Origin of the sequence: Actinopolyspora biskrensis (assembly GCF_013408175.1) — a bacterium.
Lineage (GTDB): Bacteria > Actinomycetota > Actinomycetes > Mycobacteriales > Pseudonocardiaceae > Actinopolyspora > Actinopolyspora biskrensis.
In genome coordinates this window covers 1-17,077 of the sequence record NZ_JACBYW010000005.1, presented here as the reverse complement: position 1 = coordinate 17,077, position 17,077 = coordinate 1, and the positions used below count along the sequence as shown (strand labels likewise).

The following is a 17,077-nucleotide window of genomic DNA, read 5'->3' as shown; positions in this document are numbered from 1 at the left end:
CCCGCGCGGCGGCTTCCTCCCTGTCGTGCCGGGATGACCATCACCGGGTACGTCGCCCACCGAGAGCGGAACGGCCTTTTCGAGAGCCGCCGCCGGGTGCGTCGCCTCCGACGTGCGAACAGTTCGGGCGAGCCCCGCCCCCTCGGCCCTGGGCACGAGCGCTCCGGGAACCATCCGCAACACGGCTGCGGGCCCCTCGGCCCCGCAGCCCCGGTCGAACCGGTCGAGCACCCGGCGCGCTCGGCCCCGGTCCAGCACCGGCAGGACGGGGCAGCTTAGGCTTCCCCTCGACGATCCACCGAACAGGAAACCAGGACCGTTGTTGGGAGGCGGGTTTGTACTTCACCGACCGTGGTCTCGAAGAGCTCGAGGAACGTCGCGGGGACGAACAGGTGAGCATGGTCTGGCTGGCCGACCGGATGCGCGCGTTCGTCGACGAGAATCCCGAGTTCGAGGACTCCGTCGAGCGGTTGGCGACCTTCCTGGCCCGCGACGAGGGCGACGAGGAGAGCTCCGAGGACGAGGCAGACGAGGACTGAGATCCGGTGGTGCGCGCCACCACATCACGGTCGACATCCTCACGGTCGCGGCGGAGCAGCCGAGTCCTCCGCCGGCCCGACCGCCGGAGGACTCGCCCACCGAATCCTCCCGATCACCTCCTCGAACCGAACGGATATCCACGGTTCCACCCCGTGCCGCATTTTCCACCCGTCAAAAGCGAACACTCTGGAACCCCGGGACCTCGGCACGCTCCCCGGGGGTCAGCTCCAACAGAAGCTCCCCCTCGCAGTTCGGCAGAGCGAACACCCGAGCCGGGGCGTCGGTCTCGTTCCACATGGAACCCGACGCGGCCGTATCATAACAACCGTCGGGATGGCGGAAAATAATCAGATTACCACTCCGGTTCGAATAGGTAAAATCCCCGACAGCCGCGTGCGCGGAAGCAGGAAAAGCCATCACCAAAAAAACGAAAATAACCGGACAGAGCGAACGAAGCGACATCGCACCAGTTTTCGGCCAGGCCCGCAAAGGACGCACGACATAATTTTTCCGTTCTCAGCGCGGATCGATTTCCGCGCCGCTCCGGGCGCGCTGAAGCACCCGACACACGACCGAAAGGATCACCTCCTCAGGCCTTGAAGCTCTCGAAGTGCACCTTGGGCGGTGGTACCGACTTGTTGACGCCGACTTTGTACACGAGCATACCTCCACACTTCGGCTCGGAATACAACTCGATCGCATCGATCGTCTTGTTGTTCAACGCCCGACCCTCCGGAGTGTCATAGCACCCCTTCGGGTTGGTGACCGTATGCCAGTTCCCTTGGCCGTCCTTCCAGTCGACGCTCCCCTGGGCCGCGGTTGCCGGGCCGGCCATGGCCAGGGCACCCACAGCAATGGCGACAGCACTCAGGTCACACCGAAAATCTTCACCGCCAAACCTCCTCCTGAAAAGTCCACACGAAAAACGCTGAACCGCCGACGGGAAACACAGCGCACGGTGGCGCTTCCCAGGCGGGAACACACCACGAGAAGAACCACCGTGCATCTGAAATCACTCCGCCGGGGACTCAGGCCCTGATGCTCTCGAAGTGCACCTCAGGCGGGGGAACCGACCTGTGCGGAGCAACCTCGTACACGATTGTTCCACCGCAGCCGGATTCGCTGTAGAGCTTGATCGGACCCGTAGTCCTATTGTTCAGCTTGTCCCCGTCCGGAGTGTCGTAGCAACCTTTGGGGTTGTCGATGGAATACCAGTTTCCTTGGCTATCACCCCAGTAGACTGTTCCCGGAGCCGCGGCGGCCGGACCGGCCATGGCCAGGGCACCCACAGCCATGGCAACAGCACTCAGGGTCACACCGAAACGCTTCATCGCATACCTCGATTCATATCGGTTCGACGGCATCTCCGCCACACAAGAAACTAATGGAAACCGCGAACAATCGACAATCGCCCACAAGAGCGAAAAAATAGACGAACATTTTTCCGGAAACCACCCAGCAGCATGTGTTCAACACCCGAACAGTGGTTTTTTCCACCCATTCGAGCAGCAAAAATAGAAAAACATTCCTCTTCCTCGGAAGGAGCGAACACGAAACACGGTTCTGAGCGGGAGCACCGGTCACGGTGACGCCTCCTGCCCGGCGAGCGGACACGTGAGCACGCTCCCGCGCTGTGCAGTCCGGCTTACCCCCCTGTGCGGAAAGTCCTGCTGGACCGGCGCCGCGGGCGGGGAGACAATCCCGTGCGGCGATCCCGATACGCCGACCGGCGTACCGGCGGAACGGACGCGGCTACACCCAGGGTAAACAGCCCGGCCGGATCGCCACGGAATTGGAGGAACCGTGCGAGCACTGGTGAAGCCGGCCGCCGCCCCGGGGCTGGAACTCACCGAGGTCGCCGACCCGGAACCCGGGCCGCGGGACGTGGTCCTCAAGATCCTGCGAACCGGGATCTGCGGCACCGACCTGCACATCGACGCCTGGGACGAGTGGGCGGCCGAGAACATCACACCACCCCTGATCGCGGGTCACGAGTTCGTGGGCGAAGTGGTCGAGGTCGGTGCGGGGGTGCGCCAGGTGGCCGTGGGTGACCTGGTCAGCGGCGAGGGCCACCTGGTCTGCGGGCGGTGCCGCAACTGCCTGGCGGGCAGGAGGCACCTGTGCGCGAACACCCGGGGGCTCGGTGTGCACTACGACGGGGCGTTCGCCGAGTACGCGGCCGTTCCCGAGTCGAACTGCTGGGTGCACCAGCAGTCCGTCGACCCGGACGTGGCCGCCGTCTTCGACCCGTTCGGCAACGCCGTGCACACGGCGCTGAGCTTTCCCGTGGTCGGCGAGGACGTGCTGATCACCGGCGCCGGACCGATCGGGCTGATGGCCGCGGGCGTGGCGCGGCACGCTGGCGCCCGCCACATCGTGATCACCGACGCCAGCGAGTACCGGCTGGAACTCGCGCGCCGGATCGGCGTGGACTTCGCGATGAACGTCTCCGAGCACGAGCCGCACGAGGTGCAGGAACGGCTCGGGATGACCGAGGGCTTCGACGTCGGCATGGAGATGTGCGGACAGCCCTCGGCGCTGCGCGACATGATCTCCAACATGGCCCACGGCGGGCACATAGCCATGCTCGGTCTGCCCGCCGAGGGCTTCGCGATCGACTGGAGCTCCGTCGTGCTCAAGATGCTCACCCTCAAGGGCGTCTACGGCAGGGAGATGTTCGAGACCTGGTACTCGATGTCGGTGCTGCTGGAGTCGGGCCTGGACCTGAGCCCCGTGATCACCCACCGCTTCGGCTACACCGAACACCGGAAGGCCTTCGAAACCGCCCGCGGAGGCCGGTGCGGCAAGGTCATCCTGGACTGGACGGTGGAGTAGCAGGACTTCGCCGGCCCGGCCGCGCGGCGGTGCGGGCGGCGCGACCCGCGGCCGGGCCGGAGGCGGCCGCTGCTCGAGGCGCCCTGCGACGCGGCAAGGCGCCGACCCACGTGACGGCTACCCGACCAGCTACGCGAAGCTCCACCACGAGTCGCAAACGGCGAAAGGAAACCCCATGTTCGGCAAAGTCGCCGAAGACCTGCGCGGCAGGCTGGACGAGATCCGTTCGGCGGGCCTGTACAAGCACGAGCGCGTCCTCGACACCCCGCAGCGGGCGCGGGTCGCGGTCGGCTCGGACGGCTCCGAGGACGAAGTGCTCAACCTCTGCGCCAACAACTACCTGGGACTGGCCGACAACCCCGAGCTGGTCGAGGCAGCCAAGCGGGCACTGGACCAGTGGGGGCTCGGAATGGCCTCCGTGCGGTTCATCTGCGGAACCCAGGCACCGCACAAGGAACTGGAACGGCGCCTCTCCGAGTTCCTCGGCACCGGGGACACGATCCTGTACAGCTCGTGCTTCGACGCGAACACCGGCCTGTTCGAGAGCCTGCTCGACGAGCAGGACGTGATCATCTCCGACGAGCTCAACCACGCGAGCATCATCGACGGTGTCCGGCTGTGCAAGGCCCGCCGCGCGCGCTACGGCAACCGCGACATGGCCGGGCTGGAACGCAAGCTGACCGAGCACGCCGACGCCAGGCACCGGCTGATCGTCACCGACGGCGTGTTCTCCATGGACGGATACCTGGCCCCGCTGGACGAGATCTGCGAACTGGCCGAGCGGCACGACGCGATGGTCATGGTCGACGACTCGCACGCGGTCGGGTTCCTCGGCTCCACCGGGGCGGGCACCCCGGAGCTGTTCGGGGTCACCGACCGGGTGGACATCGTCACCGGCACCCTGGGCAAGGCCCTCGGCGGCGCCAGCGGCGGCTACGTCGCGGCCTGGCCGGAGATCGTGGAGCTGCTGCGCCAGCGCTCCCGGCCCTACCTGTTCTCCAACTCGCTGGCTCCCCCGATCGTCGCCTCGGCGCTGGCCGCGCTGGACCTCATCGCGACCCAGCCGCGGCTGCGCGAACAGCTGCGCTCGAACAGCGAGCTCTTCCGCTCCCGCATGACCGAAGCGGGCTTCGACCTGCTGCCCGGCCAGCACCCGATCATCCCTGTGATGATCGGCGACGCCTCCGAAGCGGCGCGCATGGCCGAGCTGCTCCTGGAGGAAGGGGTCTACGTCATCGGGTTCTCCTACCCGGTCGTCCCCCACGGCAAGGCCCGCATCCGCACCCAGATGTCGGCCGCGCTCGACTCCTCCGACGTCGAGAAGGCGGTGGCCGCGTTCGTCAGGGCCCGCGAAAAGGCAGGTAAGCTGGCCGAATGATTGACCCGCGTCGACTGGCCGTGCTGCGCGCGCTGGCCGAGCACGGCACGGTGCGCGCGGCGGCCGAGACGCTCTTCCTCACCCCCTCGGCCGTCTCACAGCAGTTGACCTCCCTGGAGCACGAGGCAGGCGAGGAGCTGCTCGTCCGCAGCGGGCGGCGCGTCCGCCTGACGGCGGCGGGCGAGCTCCTGGCCGAGCACGCCAAGAACGTGCTGGCCGAGCTGGAACGCGCCGAAGCCAGCATGGCGGCCTGCGCGGCGGGCACCGTCGGACGGGTCGAGGTGGCCTCCTTCGCCTCCGCGATAACGCGGGTGCTCGCGCCCGCCATCACCACGCTGCGCGGATCAGCCCCCGGGATCACCGTGCTGGTCCGCGACGCGGAGGCCCACAACAGCCTGTTGATGCTGCTGTCCGGGGAGACCGACATCGCTGTCTCCATGGAGTACAGCGCGACCGCCCGCGGCGAGGAACCCCGCGTGACCCGCTACCCGCTCTACACCGAGCCCTTCGACGCGGTGCTGCCGCCCCGGCACCCGCTGTGCTCCCGCGAGACGGTCGGGGTCGAGGAGCTGCGCGCGGAGGACTGGATCGTTCCGCTGCCGGACAACCCGTGCCGCGAGGTCATCCAGATCCGGTGCGCCGACGCCGGGTTCGCCCCGAACATCACGCACACCTCGGACGACTTCCACGCGGTCGTCGCACTGGTCGCCGCGGGCACCGGGGTGGCGCTCGTGCCGCGCGGGGCCGTCCCCTCCGAGCACGGCGCGGAGGTCCGCCCGCTGAGCGACCGGGTGCCCACCAGGAGGGTGTTCGCCGCGGTCCGGCACGGTCGCGAACAGCACCCGCTGCTGCGGAGCGTGCTGGACGCGCTGCTCGAAAGCGCACAACCGATGTGAGCGGCCTCGCCGCTCCACGTTCCCGGCACCGGGGCCACCATGGAGGCGACCACGCTCGCGGACTCGCGGGGAGTCCACTTACTTTCGACCACGGGAACCGGCGACGCGAAAACACCACCGGCGACACAGGGAGCGAACATGGCACAGGACGACGCCGAACAGCCGACGAGCACCTCCGGGACGCGGAGCACGCGGGTGGAGCAGCGGCACGACGGGGAGAACCGGGGCGGCAGGACGAGCATCGCGGACTCGGTCGTGCAGAAGATCGCGGCGATCGCCGCGCGCGAGGTCTCCGGGGTGCACACGATGGGCAGCGGGGCTTCCAGGGCGTTCGGCGCGCTGCGGGAACGGGTCTCCGGAGGGAGCGGCACCTCCACCTCGTCCGGGGTCCGGGTCGAGGTGGGCGAGAAGCAGGCCGCCGTGGACCTGGACGTGGTCGTCGAGTACGGGGTGTCCATCGTGGAACTCACCCGGGCCGTGCGGCGAAACGTGCTGGACTCCGTCGAACGCATGACCGGCCTGGAGGTCATCGAGGTCAACATCGCCGTCAACGACATCCGGCTCCCCTCCGAGGACAGCGACACGAACGAGTCCTCCCGCGTGGAGTAGTCGCCCCGCGGAGCGGCTCGTGCGGCCGGTCGGGTAGCCGGCACGCGAGTCGGCGCCTCGGGGCGTTGCGGATCACCTCGAGCAACGACGTCCGGAGCACGCACACCGAGTGGCGAACAGGACGCGATTTCGCTCCGGCACGTGCGTGCCACCGCCCCGCGGTGGTGGGATCGGCGGAAAGTTCCGGGGAGAGTGAGAGACGATGGCGCCTTTCGAACACCAGCTGATCATCGGGGGCGGCACCCGCCCCGCCGCTCACGGGCGTACGACGACGGTCACCGAGCCCCACACCGGTGAGGTCTTCGCCGAGGTCGCCGCGGCGTCCGCCGACGACGTGACCGCGGCGGTCGACGCCGCGGCCGCCGCGTTCGGCGAGTGGTCGCGCACCGGAGCGCTGCGGCGCAGGGAGATCCTGCTGCGGGCAGCGGATCTGTTGGGCCGGCACACCGAGCGGATCGTCGAGCTGATGGCCGGCGAAGTGGGCGGAACCCGACCGTGGGCGATGTTCAACGTCGAGCTGGCCGCCGACATCCTGCGGGAGGCGGCCGCCTCCACCACCGGCCCGCGCGGCGAGGTGCTGACCTCCTCCGATCCCGGCGAGTGGAGTTTCGCGCTGCGGCAGCCCGCCGGGGTGGTCGCGGCGTTCGCGCCGTGGAACGCCCCGTTGATCCTCGGAACACGCTCGTTCGCCACCGCGTTGGCCATGGGCAACACGGTGGTGCTCAAGCCGAGCGAGCAGGCTCCGCTGACGGCGGGACTCCGGCTGGCGGAGATCCTGCGGGAGGCCGGGCTGCCGGACGGCGTGCTCAACGTGATCACCAACGACAGCGCGGACGGTGCCGAGATCGGCAACGCGCTGATAGCCGACCGCAGGGTCCGGCGGGTCAACTTCACCGGCTCCACCGAGGTCGGGCGTTCCATCGGGATCCAGGCCGCCCGCCACCTCAAGCCCGCGGTGCTGGAACTCGGCGGCAAGAACTCGGTGCTGGTGCTCGACGACGCGGACCTGGACTACGCGGTGGACGCGGTCGCCTTCGGCGCCTTCATGAACGCGGGCCAGATCTGCATGTCCGCCGACCGGGTGCTGGTGCCCGCGGCGATGCGTGCCGAGTTCACCGAACGACTGGGCGAGAAGGTCGCCGGACTGCCCTTCGGCGATCCCCGCGATCCGGACACCGTGATCGGCCCGGTGATCGACGAGGCCGCCGCGCGGCGGATCGCCTCGCTGGTCGACGACGCCCTGGAACAGGGCGCCGTGGCGCACTGCGGCGGCCGGCCGCCGGAGGGTGCGGCGTACCGGCCGACGGTGCTCAGCGGTGTCACCCCGGAGCAGCGGATCTACTCGGAGGAGATCTTCGGCCCGGTCACCACGGTGCTCGGCTACGCTTCGGTCGAGGAGGCGATCGAGGTCGTCAACGACACGCCGTACGGGCTGACCGGCGGAGTGATCACGGCCGACACCAGGAAGGGCTGGGAGATCGCACGACGAGTCGAGACCGGGATCTTCCACATCAACGACCAGTCGGTGGGCGACCAGCCCCAGGCACCGTTCGGCGGCGTCAAGGACTCCGGGTTCGGCCACTTCGGCGGGCGCAGCGGCGTCGAGGCCTTCACCGACACCAGGTGGGTGACCTTCCGCGAGCAGCAGGCGCACTACCCGTTCTAGGGAACTGGGTCCCGAGGACTCGGTCTGCTCGGGTGGTCACTCGGCGGAACCTCGGTCGGCGCCCGGCTGCGGGTGCCCCGACATCGGGTAGCGACCTACACAACGTCGGGACCGTCCTCGCCGAGCGCTCGACCGAGAACCCGCGGCAGTGCCGACTGCGCAGGCTCAGAGCGCCTGCGTTGGAGCGGCAGGCTTTCGCGGGGGCTCGGCTGGTGTAGGCGGTTTCGTGGCGGAACCTCTCGCGGGCTCCCGCTCCGGGAGGCCCGACATCGGGCAGCGGTCTGCACGACGTCGGGGCTTCCGAGCGCACCCGGGCCTTTCCCGTGGATCAAATCCTGGCACTGCGGCTGGGGCCGCTTTCAACGATCTCACTTCCGTCGTGCAGCAGTATCCGGAAAGTGATCCTCCTTCCCTCCTTCATGTTGTAGTCGCAGTCCGTCGGGTTGTTCCTGCCGTCGAACTCGCACTCACCTGACCGGAAGTAATCGGTGTCCCACCGGACCAGGGGGGTCGAACCGTCCTTTTCCTCGTCCCACACCACGATGTGGTCCCCATGGCTCATGAAGCACGCCCTCGCCGGGGAGAAGTTGTTGATACAGACCCTTCCCTGCGGAGCCGCTTCCGCGTTGGCCGGAGACACCGCGGCTTGGGCCGGAATCGCCGTGACCAGCAAACCGGCCGCGGCCAGAAAGGATGCCGCCGGGTTCCGTGGGTGCAGGGACATCGTGCTGTCCTCTCGACGCTGTCGTTGTGCCCATCCGAAATGTCGGATCCACACGGCCGGGAGTCATCCTCCCCGAGTCCGAAGCCGGCGTGCAGCACGTTCGGCATCAACCACTCGATGGCGTTAAACAGCCAGCCGCACTCCCATACGTCCGCACCAGCAGCGTTTTACGGAGCGCGTTCCCGGTCACCGTTCGGTGGTGTCCCCGGCGCGGCGGCGTCGGCTCGGCGATCCCGCCGGCGCCCTCAGCGCACCGGCCGCCCGGCCCGCCACACCCGGTGGGTCAGCGGCACCCCGGGACGGTAGGCCAGCCACGCCGCGCTGGGAGCGTCGAGCGCCTGCGCGTCCGCCCTGGCTCCGGGGCGCAGCACCCCCACGGCCCCGTCGCCGCTGTCCCTGCCCAGCGCCTCGGCACCGCCACGCGTCGCCGCCCGGACGGCCTCGTCCACGGTCATCCGCAGCTGCAGCACGGCCGTGGTCACGCAGAACGCCATGGACGAGGTGTAGGAGGAGCCCGGGTTGCAGTTGCTGGCCAGCGCCACGGTCGCTCCCGCGTCCAGCAGCTCCCGCGCGGGCGGCAACGGCTGGCGCGTGGACAGATCGCAGGCGGGCAGCAGGGTCGCCACGGTGCCGGAGCCCGCGAGCGCGGCGATGTCGGCCTCGCCGAGATGGGTGCAGTGGTCCACGCTGGCCGCTCCCAGCTCGACGGCCAGCTCGACCCCCGGCCCCCGCTCGAGCTGGTTGCCGTGCACCCGCAGCCCGAGCCCCCGCTCGCGCGCGGCGAGCAGCACCCGCCGGGACTGCTCCGCGTCGAAGGCCCCGCGCTCGCAGAACACGTCGCACCAGGAAACGTGCGGGGCGACGGCGTCGAGCATCGGCCCGCGAACCGTCTCCAGGTAGTCCTCGGCCTCGCGTTCCGGTGGGACCAGGTGGGCCCCGAGATAGGTCACCTCGTCGGCCTCGTTCGCGGCGATGCGGGCCGCGCGGAGCTCGTCCTCGACGGTCAGCCCGTATCCGGTCTTGGTCTCCACGCAGGTGGTCCCCTGCGCGGCCGCCTCTGCGATGTGCGCGCGGAGGTTGGCCGCGAGCTCCGCGTCGTCCGCGGCCCGGGTTGCGCGCACGGTCTCGGCTATGCCCCCGGCCGTGTAAGGTCGCCCGGCCATGCGCGCCGTGAACTCGGACGTCCGGTCGCCCGCGAACACCAGGTGGGTGTGGCTGTCCACCCAGCCCGGCAGCACGGCTCGGCCCTCCAGGTCGACCCGGTGATCGGCGGCCGGGGCCTCCCGCGCGGGGCCGACCCAGCTGATCCGCTGCCCCTCGAACACCAGCGCCGCGTCGGCGAGTCGGCCGAGCTCGGCGTCGTTGGTGGTGAGCTCGGAAATCCCGGTGATAATAGTGGCTGTTGGCACTGCTCCCTGCTCCGTCCTTTCCCACCACTGTCGAACGTATCGCGCGAAACTGTCACTCCGGAGCCGCTCCAGGAAGTTGTTCGTGCTCACGGCGCTTCGAGCAGGTCCCCGATGCTCGCGCTCAGCTCGCCGGCCGCATCGGACACCCGGAGGTGCGCACCGTCCCGCACCACGGGAACTCCGTCCACCACGACCTCCCGGACGTCCGCGGAACCGGCGGCCAGCACCGCCGAGGAGAGCGGCACCCCGGCGAACCGCGCGCTGTCCAGGGACAGCGTGACCAGGTCCGCACGGCCCCCGAGCTCGATGTGCCCCGCGTCCGGCCAGCCGAGCGCGCGGTGCCCGGCCGAGGTCGCCATGGAGGTCAGCTCCCCGGTGGAGAAGTGCCCCCGCACCTCGCTGCGCAGCCGCATGGTGGACTCCACGGCCCTGGCCTCCTCGAACGGGTCGATCACCGAGTGCCCGTCGCTGCCCAGCGAGAGCGCGCACCCCGCCACCGCCAGCTCGTCGGCCGGTCCGATCCCGTCGGCCAGGTCCGACTCCGTGGTCGGGCACAGGCACACACCGGTCCCGCTGCGGCCCAGCCGCGCCACGTCGGCGGGAGCCGGGTGCGTGGCGTGCACGGCGGTGGTTCCCGCACGCAGCAGCCCCTCCTCGTCGAGCAGCTGCGTCGGGGTGCGCCCCGTGACGGCCAGGCAGGCGTCGTTCTCGGCGCGCTGCTCGGACAGGTGCAGGTGCAGCGGCACTCCCCGCGTGTGGGCGAAGTCCCGCACCGTCGGCATCGCCGCTCGCGGCACCGCGCGCACCGAGTGCAGCGCCGTCCCGACGAGCACCCCGTCGTGATCGGGTTCGAAATCCTCCACCCGCTCCGCCCAGGACTCGACCGTCCCGTCGGAGAACCTGGCCTGCACCCCCTCGACGGGCGGACCGAAACCGCTGCTCAGGTAGCAGGTATCCAGCAGGGTGATCCGGATACCCGCCTCGGAGGCCGCCCGCACCAGCGCGGCCGACATCGCGTTGGGGTCGTCGTAAGCGCCCCCGCCCGGTGCGTGGTGCAGGTAGTGGAACTCGCCGACCGCGGTGATCCCGGCCAGCGCCATCTCCGCGTACACCCCGCGGGCCAACCGGTAGTAGCTGTCCGGATCCAGCCGCTCCGCGACGCGGTACATCCGGTCCCGCCAGGTCCAGAAGGTCCCCCGCTGATCGGCGGTGCGCCCCCGCAGCGCCCGGTGGAAGGCGTGCGAGTGCACATTGGACAATCCGGGCAGCGTCAGCCCGTTCAATCGCCGCGCCCGCGGCGGGCACGCGCCCGCGTCCGCGGTGACCCCGGTGATCCGCCCGCCGTCGGTCTCGACGAGCACGTTCGCCGCGGGCCCGTCCGCGAGCCAGGCCCATTCGCACCAGTAGGTCATCGGCTCCGGCTGCCCCTTCCCGGTCATCGGCTCCACCGCCGCAACACCTCGGTCAACGCCTCGGCGCCTGCGGTGCAGTCGTCCTGCTCGGCGTGCTCCTGCGGAGCGTGGCTGATCCCGGTGGGGTTGCGCACGAACAGCATGCCCGCCGGTGTGCGCGCGGACAGCACCCCCGCGTCGTGTCCGGCCCCGGTGGGCAGCGCGGGAGCTCCCAGCAGCGCGGTGAGCTCGTCGCGCACCCCGGAGTCGAAGGACACGCCGTCCGCGTAGGACTCCTCGGACACCCGCACCGAGCAGCCCTCCTGCGCGGCCAGTTCCTCCGCCCGCCCGGACAGCTCGTCGACCAGCGCCCTGGTGTCGGCGTCCCGGTGCGCCCTGGCGTCCAGCCACACGTCCACCGACTCGGCGATCACGTTCGTCCCACCGGGGTTCGGCCGCAGCCGCCCCACCGTGGCTCTGGCGTCGTCGAACCGCAGCGCCGCCGAACGCGCCTCCGGTACCAGTCCGGCCGCGGGCAGCATCGGGTCCGCGCGGTCGCCCATGGGGGTGGCCCCCGCGTGGTTTCCCTGCCCCGTGAAGCGGAACCGCCACCGCCCGTGGGCCAGGATCGTCGAAGCCACCCCCACGGCGCTGCCCCGGTCGATCAGGCCGCGCCCCTGTTCGACGTGCAGCTCCACGAAACGACCCACCCGTCCCAGGTTGGCCGGGTCCGGCCCGGCCAGCCGCGGATCCATCCCGGCCGCGCTCATCGCCTCGGCGAAGGTGGTGCCCGACTCGTCACGCAGCCCCAGCGCCGTCTCCGGGGCGGTGGAACCGCTGGCCAGCCGCGAGCCCAGGCAGGGAACGCCGAACCGCCCGCCCTCCTCCTCGGCGAAGACGACCACGGCGAGCGGCCTGCTCGGGCGGAACCCCTCGGCCCGCAGCCGGTCCACCGCGGACAGTGCGCTGACCACGCCCAGCGGGCCGTCGAACCGCCCTCCTCCCGGGACGGAGTCCAGGTGGCTTCCGGTCACCACGGCGTCGTCCCCGGGGTCGGACCACCAGGCCCAGAGGTTGCCGTTCCCGTCGGGAAGCACCGTCAGCCCGCGCGCCGAGGCCTGCGCGGTGAACCACTCCCTGAGCTCGAGCTCGGCGTGGTCGAAGACGTGTCGCGAGTAGCCGCCCCGGGTCCGGTCCCTCCCGATCCCGTCGATCTCGGCGAGCAGCTCGTTCGGTGTGACCACCTGCTACCTCCGTTCTGGAGTGGGTGTTCGACGACTCGGTTCGGCGCCGGAGCGCCCGCGGCCGGCCGCGTGGTGCTTCCGACTCCGGGAGCACCGAAAACACCACGCCGCTCGCCGACGCGCACGCTCGTCTCACTCGGTCGGTACCCGCAGGCCGTGCCGGTGGGCCGTGTCCCGCGCCTGCTCGTATCCCGCGTCGACGTGGCGCAGCACCCCGGCGCCGGGATCGTTGGTCAGTACCCGGCCGAGCTTGCGCGCGGCCAGCTCGGTCCCGTCGGCCACGGTGACCTGCCCCGCGTGCAACGAGCGTCCGATCCCGACGCCTCCGCCGTTGTGCACGGAGACCCACGTTGCCCCGGAGGCGGTGTTGACCAACGCGTTCAGCAGCGGCCAGTCCGCGATCGCGTCCGAGCCGTCGGCCATGCTCTCGGTCTCCCGGTACGGCGAGGCCACCGATCCGGTGTCCAGGTGGTCCCTGCCGAGCACCACCGGGGCCTTCAGCTCCCCGGAGGCGACCATCTCGTTGAAGCGCTGCCCGGCCCGTTCGCGCTGCCCCTGGCCCAGCCAGCAGATCCGCGCGGGAAGCCCCTGGAAGGAGACCCGCTCCCCGGCCATCCTGATCCAGCGGGCCAGGTGCTCGTCCTCGCCGAACAGCTCCAGGATCGCCCGGTCGGTGGCCGCGATGTCGGCAGGGTCGCCGGACAGCGCGGCCCAGCGGAACGGTCCCCTGCCCGCGCAGAACTGCGGCCTGAGATAGGCGGGCACGAACCCCGGGTAGTCGAACGCCCGCTCGTAGCCTGCCGTCCGCGCCTCACCGCGCAGCGAGTTCCCGTAGTCGAAGACCTCGGCACCCGCGTCCTGGAAGCCGACCATCGCCTCGACGTGCGCGGCCATCGACTCCCGCGCCCTGGCGGTGAACCCCTCGGGGTCGCGCGCGGCCCGCTCCGCCCACTCCTCCGTGGAAACCCCCAGCGGCAGGTAGGACAGCGGGTCGTGGGCCGAGGTCTGGTCGGTGACCACGTCCACCTCGACCTCGCGCCGCAGCAGCTCGGGCAGCACCTCGGCCGCGTTGCCGATCACCGCGACCGAGTAGGGCCTGCGGTCCCGCTTGGCCTTCTCGGCGCGGGCCACGGCGTCGGCGAGGTCGTCGGCGATCTCGTCCAGGTAACCGTGCCGCACCCTGCGGTGGGCCCGGTCGGCGTCGCACTCGACGACCAGCGCCACCCCCTCGTTCATGGTCACGGCCAGGGGCTGCGCCCCGCCCATGCCGCCCAGCCCCGCGGTGACGGTGAGGGTTCCCGCCAGCGACCCGCCGAAGCGCTCGGCCGCCACGGCCCCGAAGGTCTCGTAGGTCCCCTGCAGGATCCCCTGGGTTCCGATGTAGATCCAGGAACCGGCCGTCATCTGGCCGTACATGGTCAGCCCGAGCTCGTCCAGCCTCCGGAACTCGTTCCAGTTTGACCAGTCGCCGACCAGGTTGGCGTTGGCGATGAGCACGCGCGGGGCCCACTCGTGGGTGCTGAGCACGCCGACCGGTTTGCCGGACTGCACCAGCAGCGTCTCCTCCGCGCCGAGGTTGGTCAGCTCGCGCACGATCGCGTCGTAGCTGGCCCAGTCCCTGGCGGCCTTGCCGGTGCCGCCGTAGACCACCAGGTCATCGGGGCGTTCGGCCACCTCGGGGTCGAGGTTGTTGCGCAGCATCCGCAGCGGGGCCTCGGTGCTCCAGCCGCGGGCGGTGAGCTCGGTGCCGCGCTGGGCGCGCACGGTTCGGGGTCCGGTGATCACTGGTGTCCTCCCTCGGCTGCGGGGTCGACGTGCCCGGCCGCGGCCCGGCGGACCGCACCGGAGGCGACGAGCTGTTCGGCGGCTTCGATCTCGGGGGCCACGTGCCGGTCCGGTCCGGGCCCGTCGACCCCGGTGCGCAGCAGGTCGCGGACGGCCCCGGTGGCCGGGGCGGGCCGCAGCGGGGCGCGCAGGTCCAGGGCCCGCGCCGCGGTGAGCAGCTCGATCGCCAGTACCCTGCGCAGCCCGATCACGGCCGAGCGCAGCTTGCGCGCCGCCGACCAGCCCATGGACACGTGGTCCTCCTGCATCGCGCTGGTCGGCACCGAGTCGACCGAGGCGGGCGCGGCCGAGCGCTTGAGCTCGGTGAGCACCCCAGCCTGCGTGTAGTGCGCGATCATGTAGCCGGAGTCCACCCCGGGGTCGTCGGCCAGGAAGGCCGGGAGCCCGTGGGAGCGGGCCACGTCGAGCATCCGGTCGGTGCGGCGTTCGGCGATGCTCGCGACGTCGGCCAGCGGCACGGCCAGGAAGTCGAGCGCGTGGGCCAGCGGGGCGCCGTGGAAGTTGCCGTTGGACTCCACGCGCCCGTCGTCCAGCACCACCGGGTTGTCGATGGCCGAGGCGAGTTCGCGTTCGGCGACGGTGCCCGCGTGGGCGATCGTGTCCCGCGCTGATCCGTGCACCTGCGGTGAGCAGCGCATCGAGTAGGCGTCCTGCACGCGGGTGCAGTCGGGGCCGCGGTGGCTGGCCACGATCGGCGAGTTCGCCAGCAGCTCGCGCATCCGGCGCGCCGAGTGCGCCTGCCCCGGGTGGGGACGCAGCCTCTGGAGGTCGGCCGCGAAGGCGCGGTCGGTTCCCATCAGGGCCTCGACGCTCATCGCCGCGGTGATGTCGGCGACGTCGACGAGCTCGGACAGGTCGTGCAGCGCCAGCACCAGCATGCCGAGCATCCCGTCGGTGCCGTTGGTCAGCGCGAGGCCTTCCTTCTCGGCCAGCGTGACCGGCCGGATTCCCGCCGCGGGCAGCGCCTCGGAGGCGGGCCTGCGGTACCCGGCGGCGTCGAAGACCTCACCCTCCCCGGTCAGGGCCAGCGCCACCGCGGCCAGCGGGGCGAGGTCGCCGGAGCAGCCCAGCGAGCCGTACTCGTGGACCACGGGGACCAGCCCGGAGTTGAGCAGCGCGGCCAGCGCGTGGGCGGTCCCCGGCCGCACACCGGTGTGCCCGGTGGCGATGGTGTGCAGCCGCAGCAGCATCAGCGCGCGCACCACCTCGGGCTCGACCGGGTCACCGGTGCCCGCCGCGTGGGAGCGCACGAAGGAGGCCTGCAGCGCGGCGCGGCGTTCCGGGGGGATGTGGCGCACGGCCAGCGCGCCGAACCCGGTGGAGACCCCGTAGGTGGGTTGTTCCGCCGCGGCGAGCGTGTCGATGTGCTTCCTGGTGTCGCCGATGCCCTGCTCGGCCCGCTCGGAAAGCCGCACCCGGGCGTGGCCACGTGCGACCGCGAGCACGTCCTCGAACGTGAGGGGCTCCGGACCGATCTCCGCTGGCTCGTTGTCCGCGTGTTCGGCGTTGTGCTGCATACGCCCATCCCACCCTGAGCGCGGCGGATCGGAAAGCCGGGATAGCGTGATTGTGTCCGGGATTTCAGACAGGTGTTCCCGCTCCGGGAGTCGCGATGGGATCGAGCAGTGACGTGCCGGCGCTGCGGCGCGGGCTGGCGGTGTTGCGGGTGCTGGCCGCCCGCCCGGGACCGGTCTCGGCCGCGGTGATCGCGCGGGAGCTGGAGCTGCCGCGCTCGACGACGTACCACCTGCTGTCGGAGCTGGTCGACGCCGGTTTCGTGACGCACCTGCCGGAGGAGCGCCGCTACGGGTTGGGCGTGGCCACCTTCGAGCTCGGTTCGGCGTACCTGCGGCACGAGCCGCTGGAGCGGCTGGCCGGGCCGCTGCTGCGGGGGCTGGTGGACCGGGTGGGGCACAACGCGCACCTGGGCGTGCTGCACGGCAACGAGCTGCTCTACCTGGTCAAGGAGCGGCCCGCGCAGCCGCAGACCCTGGTGACCGACGTGGGGGTGCGGCTGCCCGCGCAGCTGGCCGCCTCGGGCAGGGCGATGCTGGCGCACCTGCCGCGGGTGCAGGTTCGCGCGCTGTTCCCCAGGGCGGATGCCTTCGTGCTGCGCACCGAGCGGGGGCCGCGGGACCTGCCAGGGCTGCGGCGGCTGCTGAGCCGCGAGCGGCGCAGGGGGTGGGCGGTGGAGGACGGCGAGATCACCGAGGGGTTCGCCTCGGTGGCCTGCGCGGCCTTCGACCACGGCGGTCGCCCCGCGGCCGCGATCAGCGTGACCATGCGGCACCACTGCGCGGAGGTCGGCGCCGGTTCGGAGGACGACGGGCAGCCCCCGGAATCGTGCGGGCGCACCTGGCCGGAGCTGGCGCGGCTGGTGCGCGTCACCGCCGACGAGCTCACCAGCCGCATCGGCGGGCGCCCCGGCGAGCCTCACGATTTTGCCTAAGGGGTGCTTTCAGAATGCGGGGTGTTTGCGGGCGAGGATCATGCAGTGGGCGAGTTGGAGGAGGGCTTGGTGCATGTCGTCGCGGGTTTCC

14 protein-coding genes are annotated in these 17,077 nt (G+C 71.1%); 7 read left to right on the top strand and 7 right to left on the bottom strand.

Going from position 1 to position 17,077, the window contains the following annotated elements; all coding sequences use genetic code 11:
• Positions 1–335: 335 nt before the first annotated feature.
• Positions 336–539 carry a DUF6104 family protein gene (locus FHR84_RS13525; RefSeq protein ID WP_179535886.1) on the top strand — a complete coding sequence of 68 codons (204 nt, stop codon included), beginning with the start codon at positions 336–338 and terminating at the stop codon, positions 537–539.
• A gap of 590 nt (positions 540–1,129) precedes the next feature.
• Here FHR84_RS13525 and FHR84_RS13520 read toward each other — a convergent pair.
• Positions 1,130–1,375, bottom strand: a complete 246-nt coding sequence (locus tag FHR84_RS13520) for a hypothetical protein (protein ID WP_179535885.1) — start codon at positions 1,373–1,375, stop codon at positions 1,130–1,132.
• A gap of 968 nt (positions 1,376–2,343) precedes the next feature.
• Between FHR84_RS13520 and tdh the strand changes: the two genes are divergently transcribed.
• The 5 genes from tdh to FHR84_RS13495 all read left to right on the top strand — a co-directional run bounded on the left by tdh (position 2,344) and on the right by FHR84_RS13495 (position 7,924).
• Positions 2,344–3,375 (top strand): L-threonine 3-dehydrogenase, encoded by a 1,032-nt coding sequence (gene tdh, locus FHR84_RS13515; protein WP_179535884.1) that lies wholly within the window; start codon positions 2,344–2,346, stop codon positions 3,373–3,375.
• Positions 3,376–3,550: 175 nt separating this feature from the next.
• Positions 3,551–4,753, top strand: a complete 1,203-nt coding sequence (locus tag FHR84_RS13510) for a glycine C-acetyltransferase (RefSeq protein WP_179535883.1) — start codon at positions 3,551–3,553, stop codon at positions 4,751–4,753.
• Positions 4,750–5,649, top strand: a complete 900-nt coding sequence (locus tag FHR84_RS13505; RefSeq protein ID WP_179535882.1) for a LysR family transcriptional regulator — start codon at positions 4,750–4,752, stop codon at positions 5,647–5,649. The genes FHR84_RS13510 and FHR84_RS13505 overlap by 4 nt, the downstream gene beginning before the upstream one ends.
• Positions 5,650–5,787: 138 nt before the next feature.
• The gene (locus FHR84_RS13500; RefSeq protein WP_179535881.1) at positions 5,788–6,258 is read left to right on the top strand and encodes an Asp23/Gls24 family envelope stress response protein; all 471 of its coding nucleotides are present in this window, start codon (positions 5,788–5,790) and stop codon (positions 6,256–6,258) included.
• 202 nt (positions 6,259–6,460) lie between these two features.
• Positions 6,461–7,924: an aldehyde dehydrogenase family protein gene (locus tag FHR84_RS13495; protein WP_179535880.1), complete on the top strand. Its 1,464-nt coding sequence runs from the start codon at positions 6,461–6,463 to the stop codon at positions 7,922–7,924.
• A gap of 328 nt (positions 7,925–8,252) precedes the next feature.
• Here the strand turns inward: FHR84_RS13495 and FHR84_RS13490 are convergent, their stop codons facing one another.
• The 6 genes from FHR84_RS13490 to hutH form a co-directional block, all read right to left on the bottom strand.
• Positions 8,253–8,648 (bottom strand): hypothetical protein, encoded by a 396-nt coding sequence (locus tag FHR84_RS13490; protein WP_179535879.1) that lies wholly within the window; start codon positions 8,646–8,648, stop codon positions 8,253–8,255.
• 245 nt (positions 8,649–8,893) lie between these two features.
• Entirely contained in the window at positions 8,894–10,057 is a 1,164-nt protein-coding gene (gene hutI / locus FHR84_RS13485; RefSeq protein ID WP_179535878.1) for an imidazolonepropionase, read from the bottom strand.
• An 86-nt stretch (positions 10,058–10,143) separates the two neighbouring features.
• Entirely contained in the window at positions 10,144–11,469 is a 1,326-nt protein-coding gene (locus FHR84_RS13480) for a formimidoylglutamate deiminase (protein WP_179536236.1), read from the bottom strand.
• A gap of 23 nt (positions 11,470–11,492) precedes the next feature.
• Complete coding sequence (locus FHR84_RS13475; RefSeq protein WP_179535877.1) at positions 11,493–12,692, bottom strand: allantoate amidohydrolase; 1,200 nt, start codon at positions 12,690–12,692, stop codon at positions 11,493–11,495.
• A gap of 132 nt (positions 12,693–12,824) precedes the next feature.
• A complete protein-coding gene (gene hutU, locus FHR84_RS13470; protein ID WP_179536235.1) occupies positions 12,825–14,474 on the bottom strand; it encodes a urocanate hydratase in 1,650 nt (549 codons plus the stop codon).
• Positions 14,474–16,054, bottom strand: a complete 1,581-nt coding sequence (gene hutH / locus FHR84_RS13465; RefSeq protein WP_179535876.1) for a histidine ammonia-lyase — start codon at positions 16,052–16,054, stop codon at positions 14,474–14,476. The genes hutU and hutH overlap by 1 nt, the downstream gene beginning before the upstream one ends.
• Positions 16,055–16,149: 95 nt before the next feature.
• Between hutH and FHR84_RS13460 the strand changes: the two genes are divergently transcribed.
• Complete coding sequence (locus tag FHR84_RS13460) at positions 16,150–16,986, top strand: IclR family transcriptional regulator (RefSeq protein ID WP_179535875.1); 837 nt, start codon at positions 16,150–16,152, stop codon at positions 16,984–16,986.
• Positions 16,987–17,077 lie beyond the last annotated feature (91 nt).

Coding starts and splice junctions, on each gene's coding strand:
- FHR84_RS13520 (WP_179535885.1), bottom strand. CDS start 1,375: ATGGCCGGCCCGGCAACCGCGGCCCAGGGGAGCGTCGACTGGAAGGAC.
- FHR84_RS13510 (WP_179535883.1), top strand. CDS start 3,551: ATGTTCGGCAAAGTCGCCGAAGACCTGCGCGGCAGGCTGGACGAGATC.
- FHR84_RS13505 (WP_179535882.1), top strand. CDS start 4,750: ATGATTGACCCGCGTCGACTGGCCGTGCTGCGCGCGCTGGCCGAGCAC.
- FHR84_RS13500 (WP_179535881.1), top strand. CDS start 5,788: ATGGCACAGGACGACGCCGAACAGCCGACGAGCACCTCCGGGACGCGG.
- FHR84_RS13495 (WP_179535880.1), top strand. CDS start 6,461: ATGGCGCCTTTCGAACACCAGCTGATCATCGGGGGCGGCACCCGCCCC.
- FHR84_RS13490 (WP_179535879.1), bottom strand. CDS start 8,648: ATGTCCCTGCACCCACGGAACCCGGCGGCATCCTTTCTGGCCGCGGCC.
- FHR84_RS13480 (WP_179536236.1), bottom strand. CDS start 11,469: ATGACCTACTGGTGCGAATGGGCCTGGCTCGCGGACGGGCCCGCGGCG.
- hutH (WP_179535876.1), bottom strand. CDS start 16,054: ATGCAGCACAACGCCGAACACGCGGACAACGAGCCAGCGGAGATCGGT.
- FHR84_RS13460 (WP_179535875.1), top strand. CDS start 16,150: ATGGGATCGAGCAGTGACGTGCCGGCGCTGCGGCGCGGGCTGGCGGTG.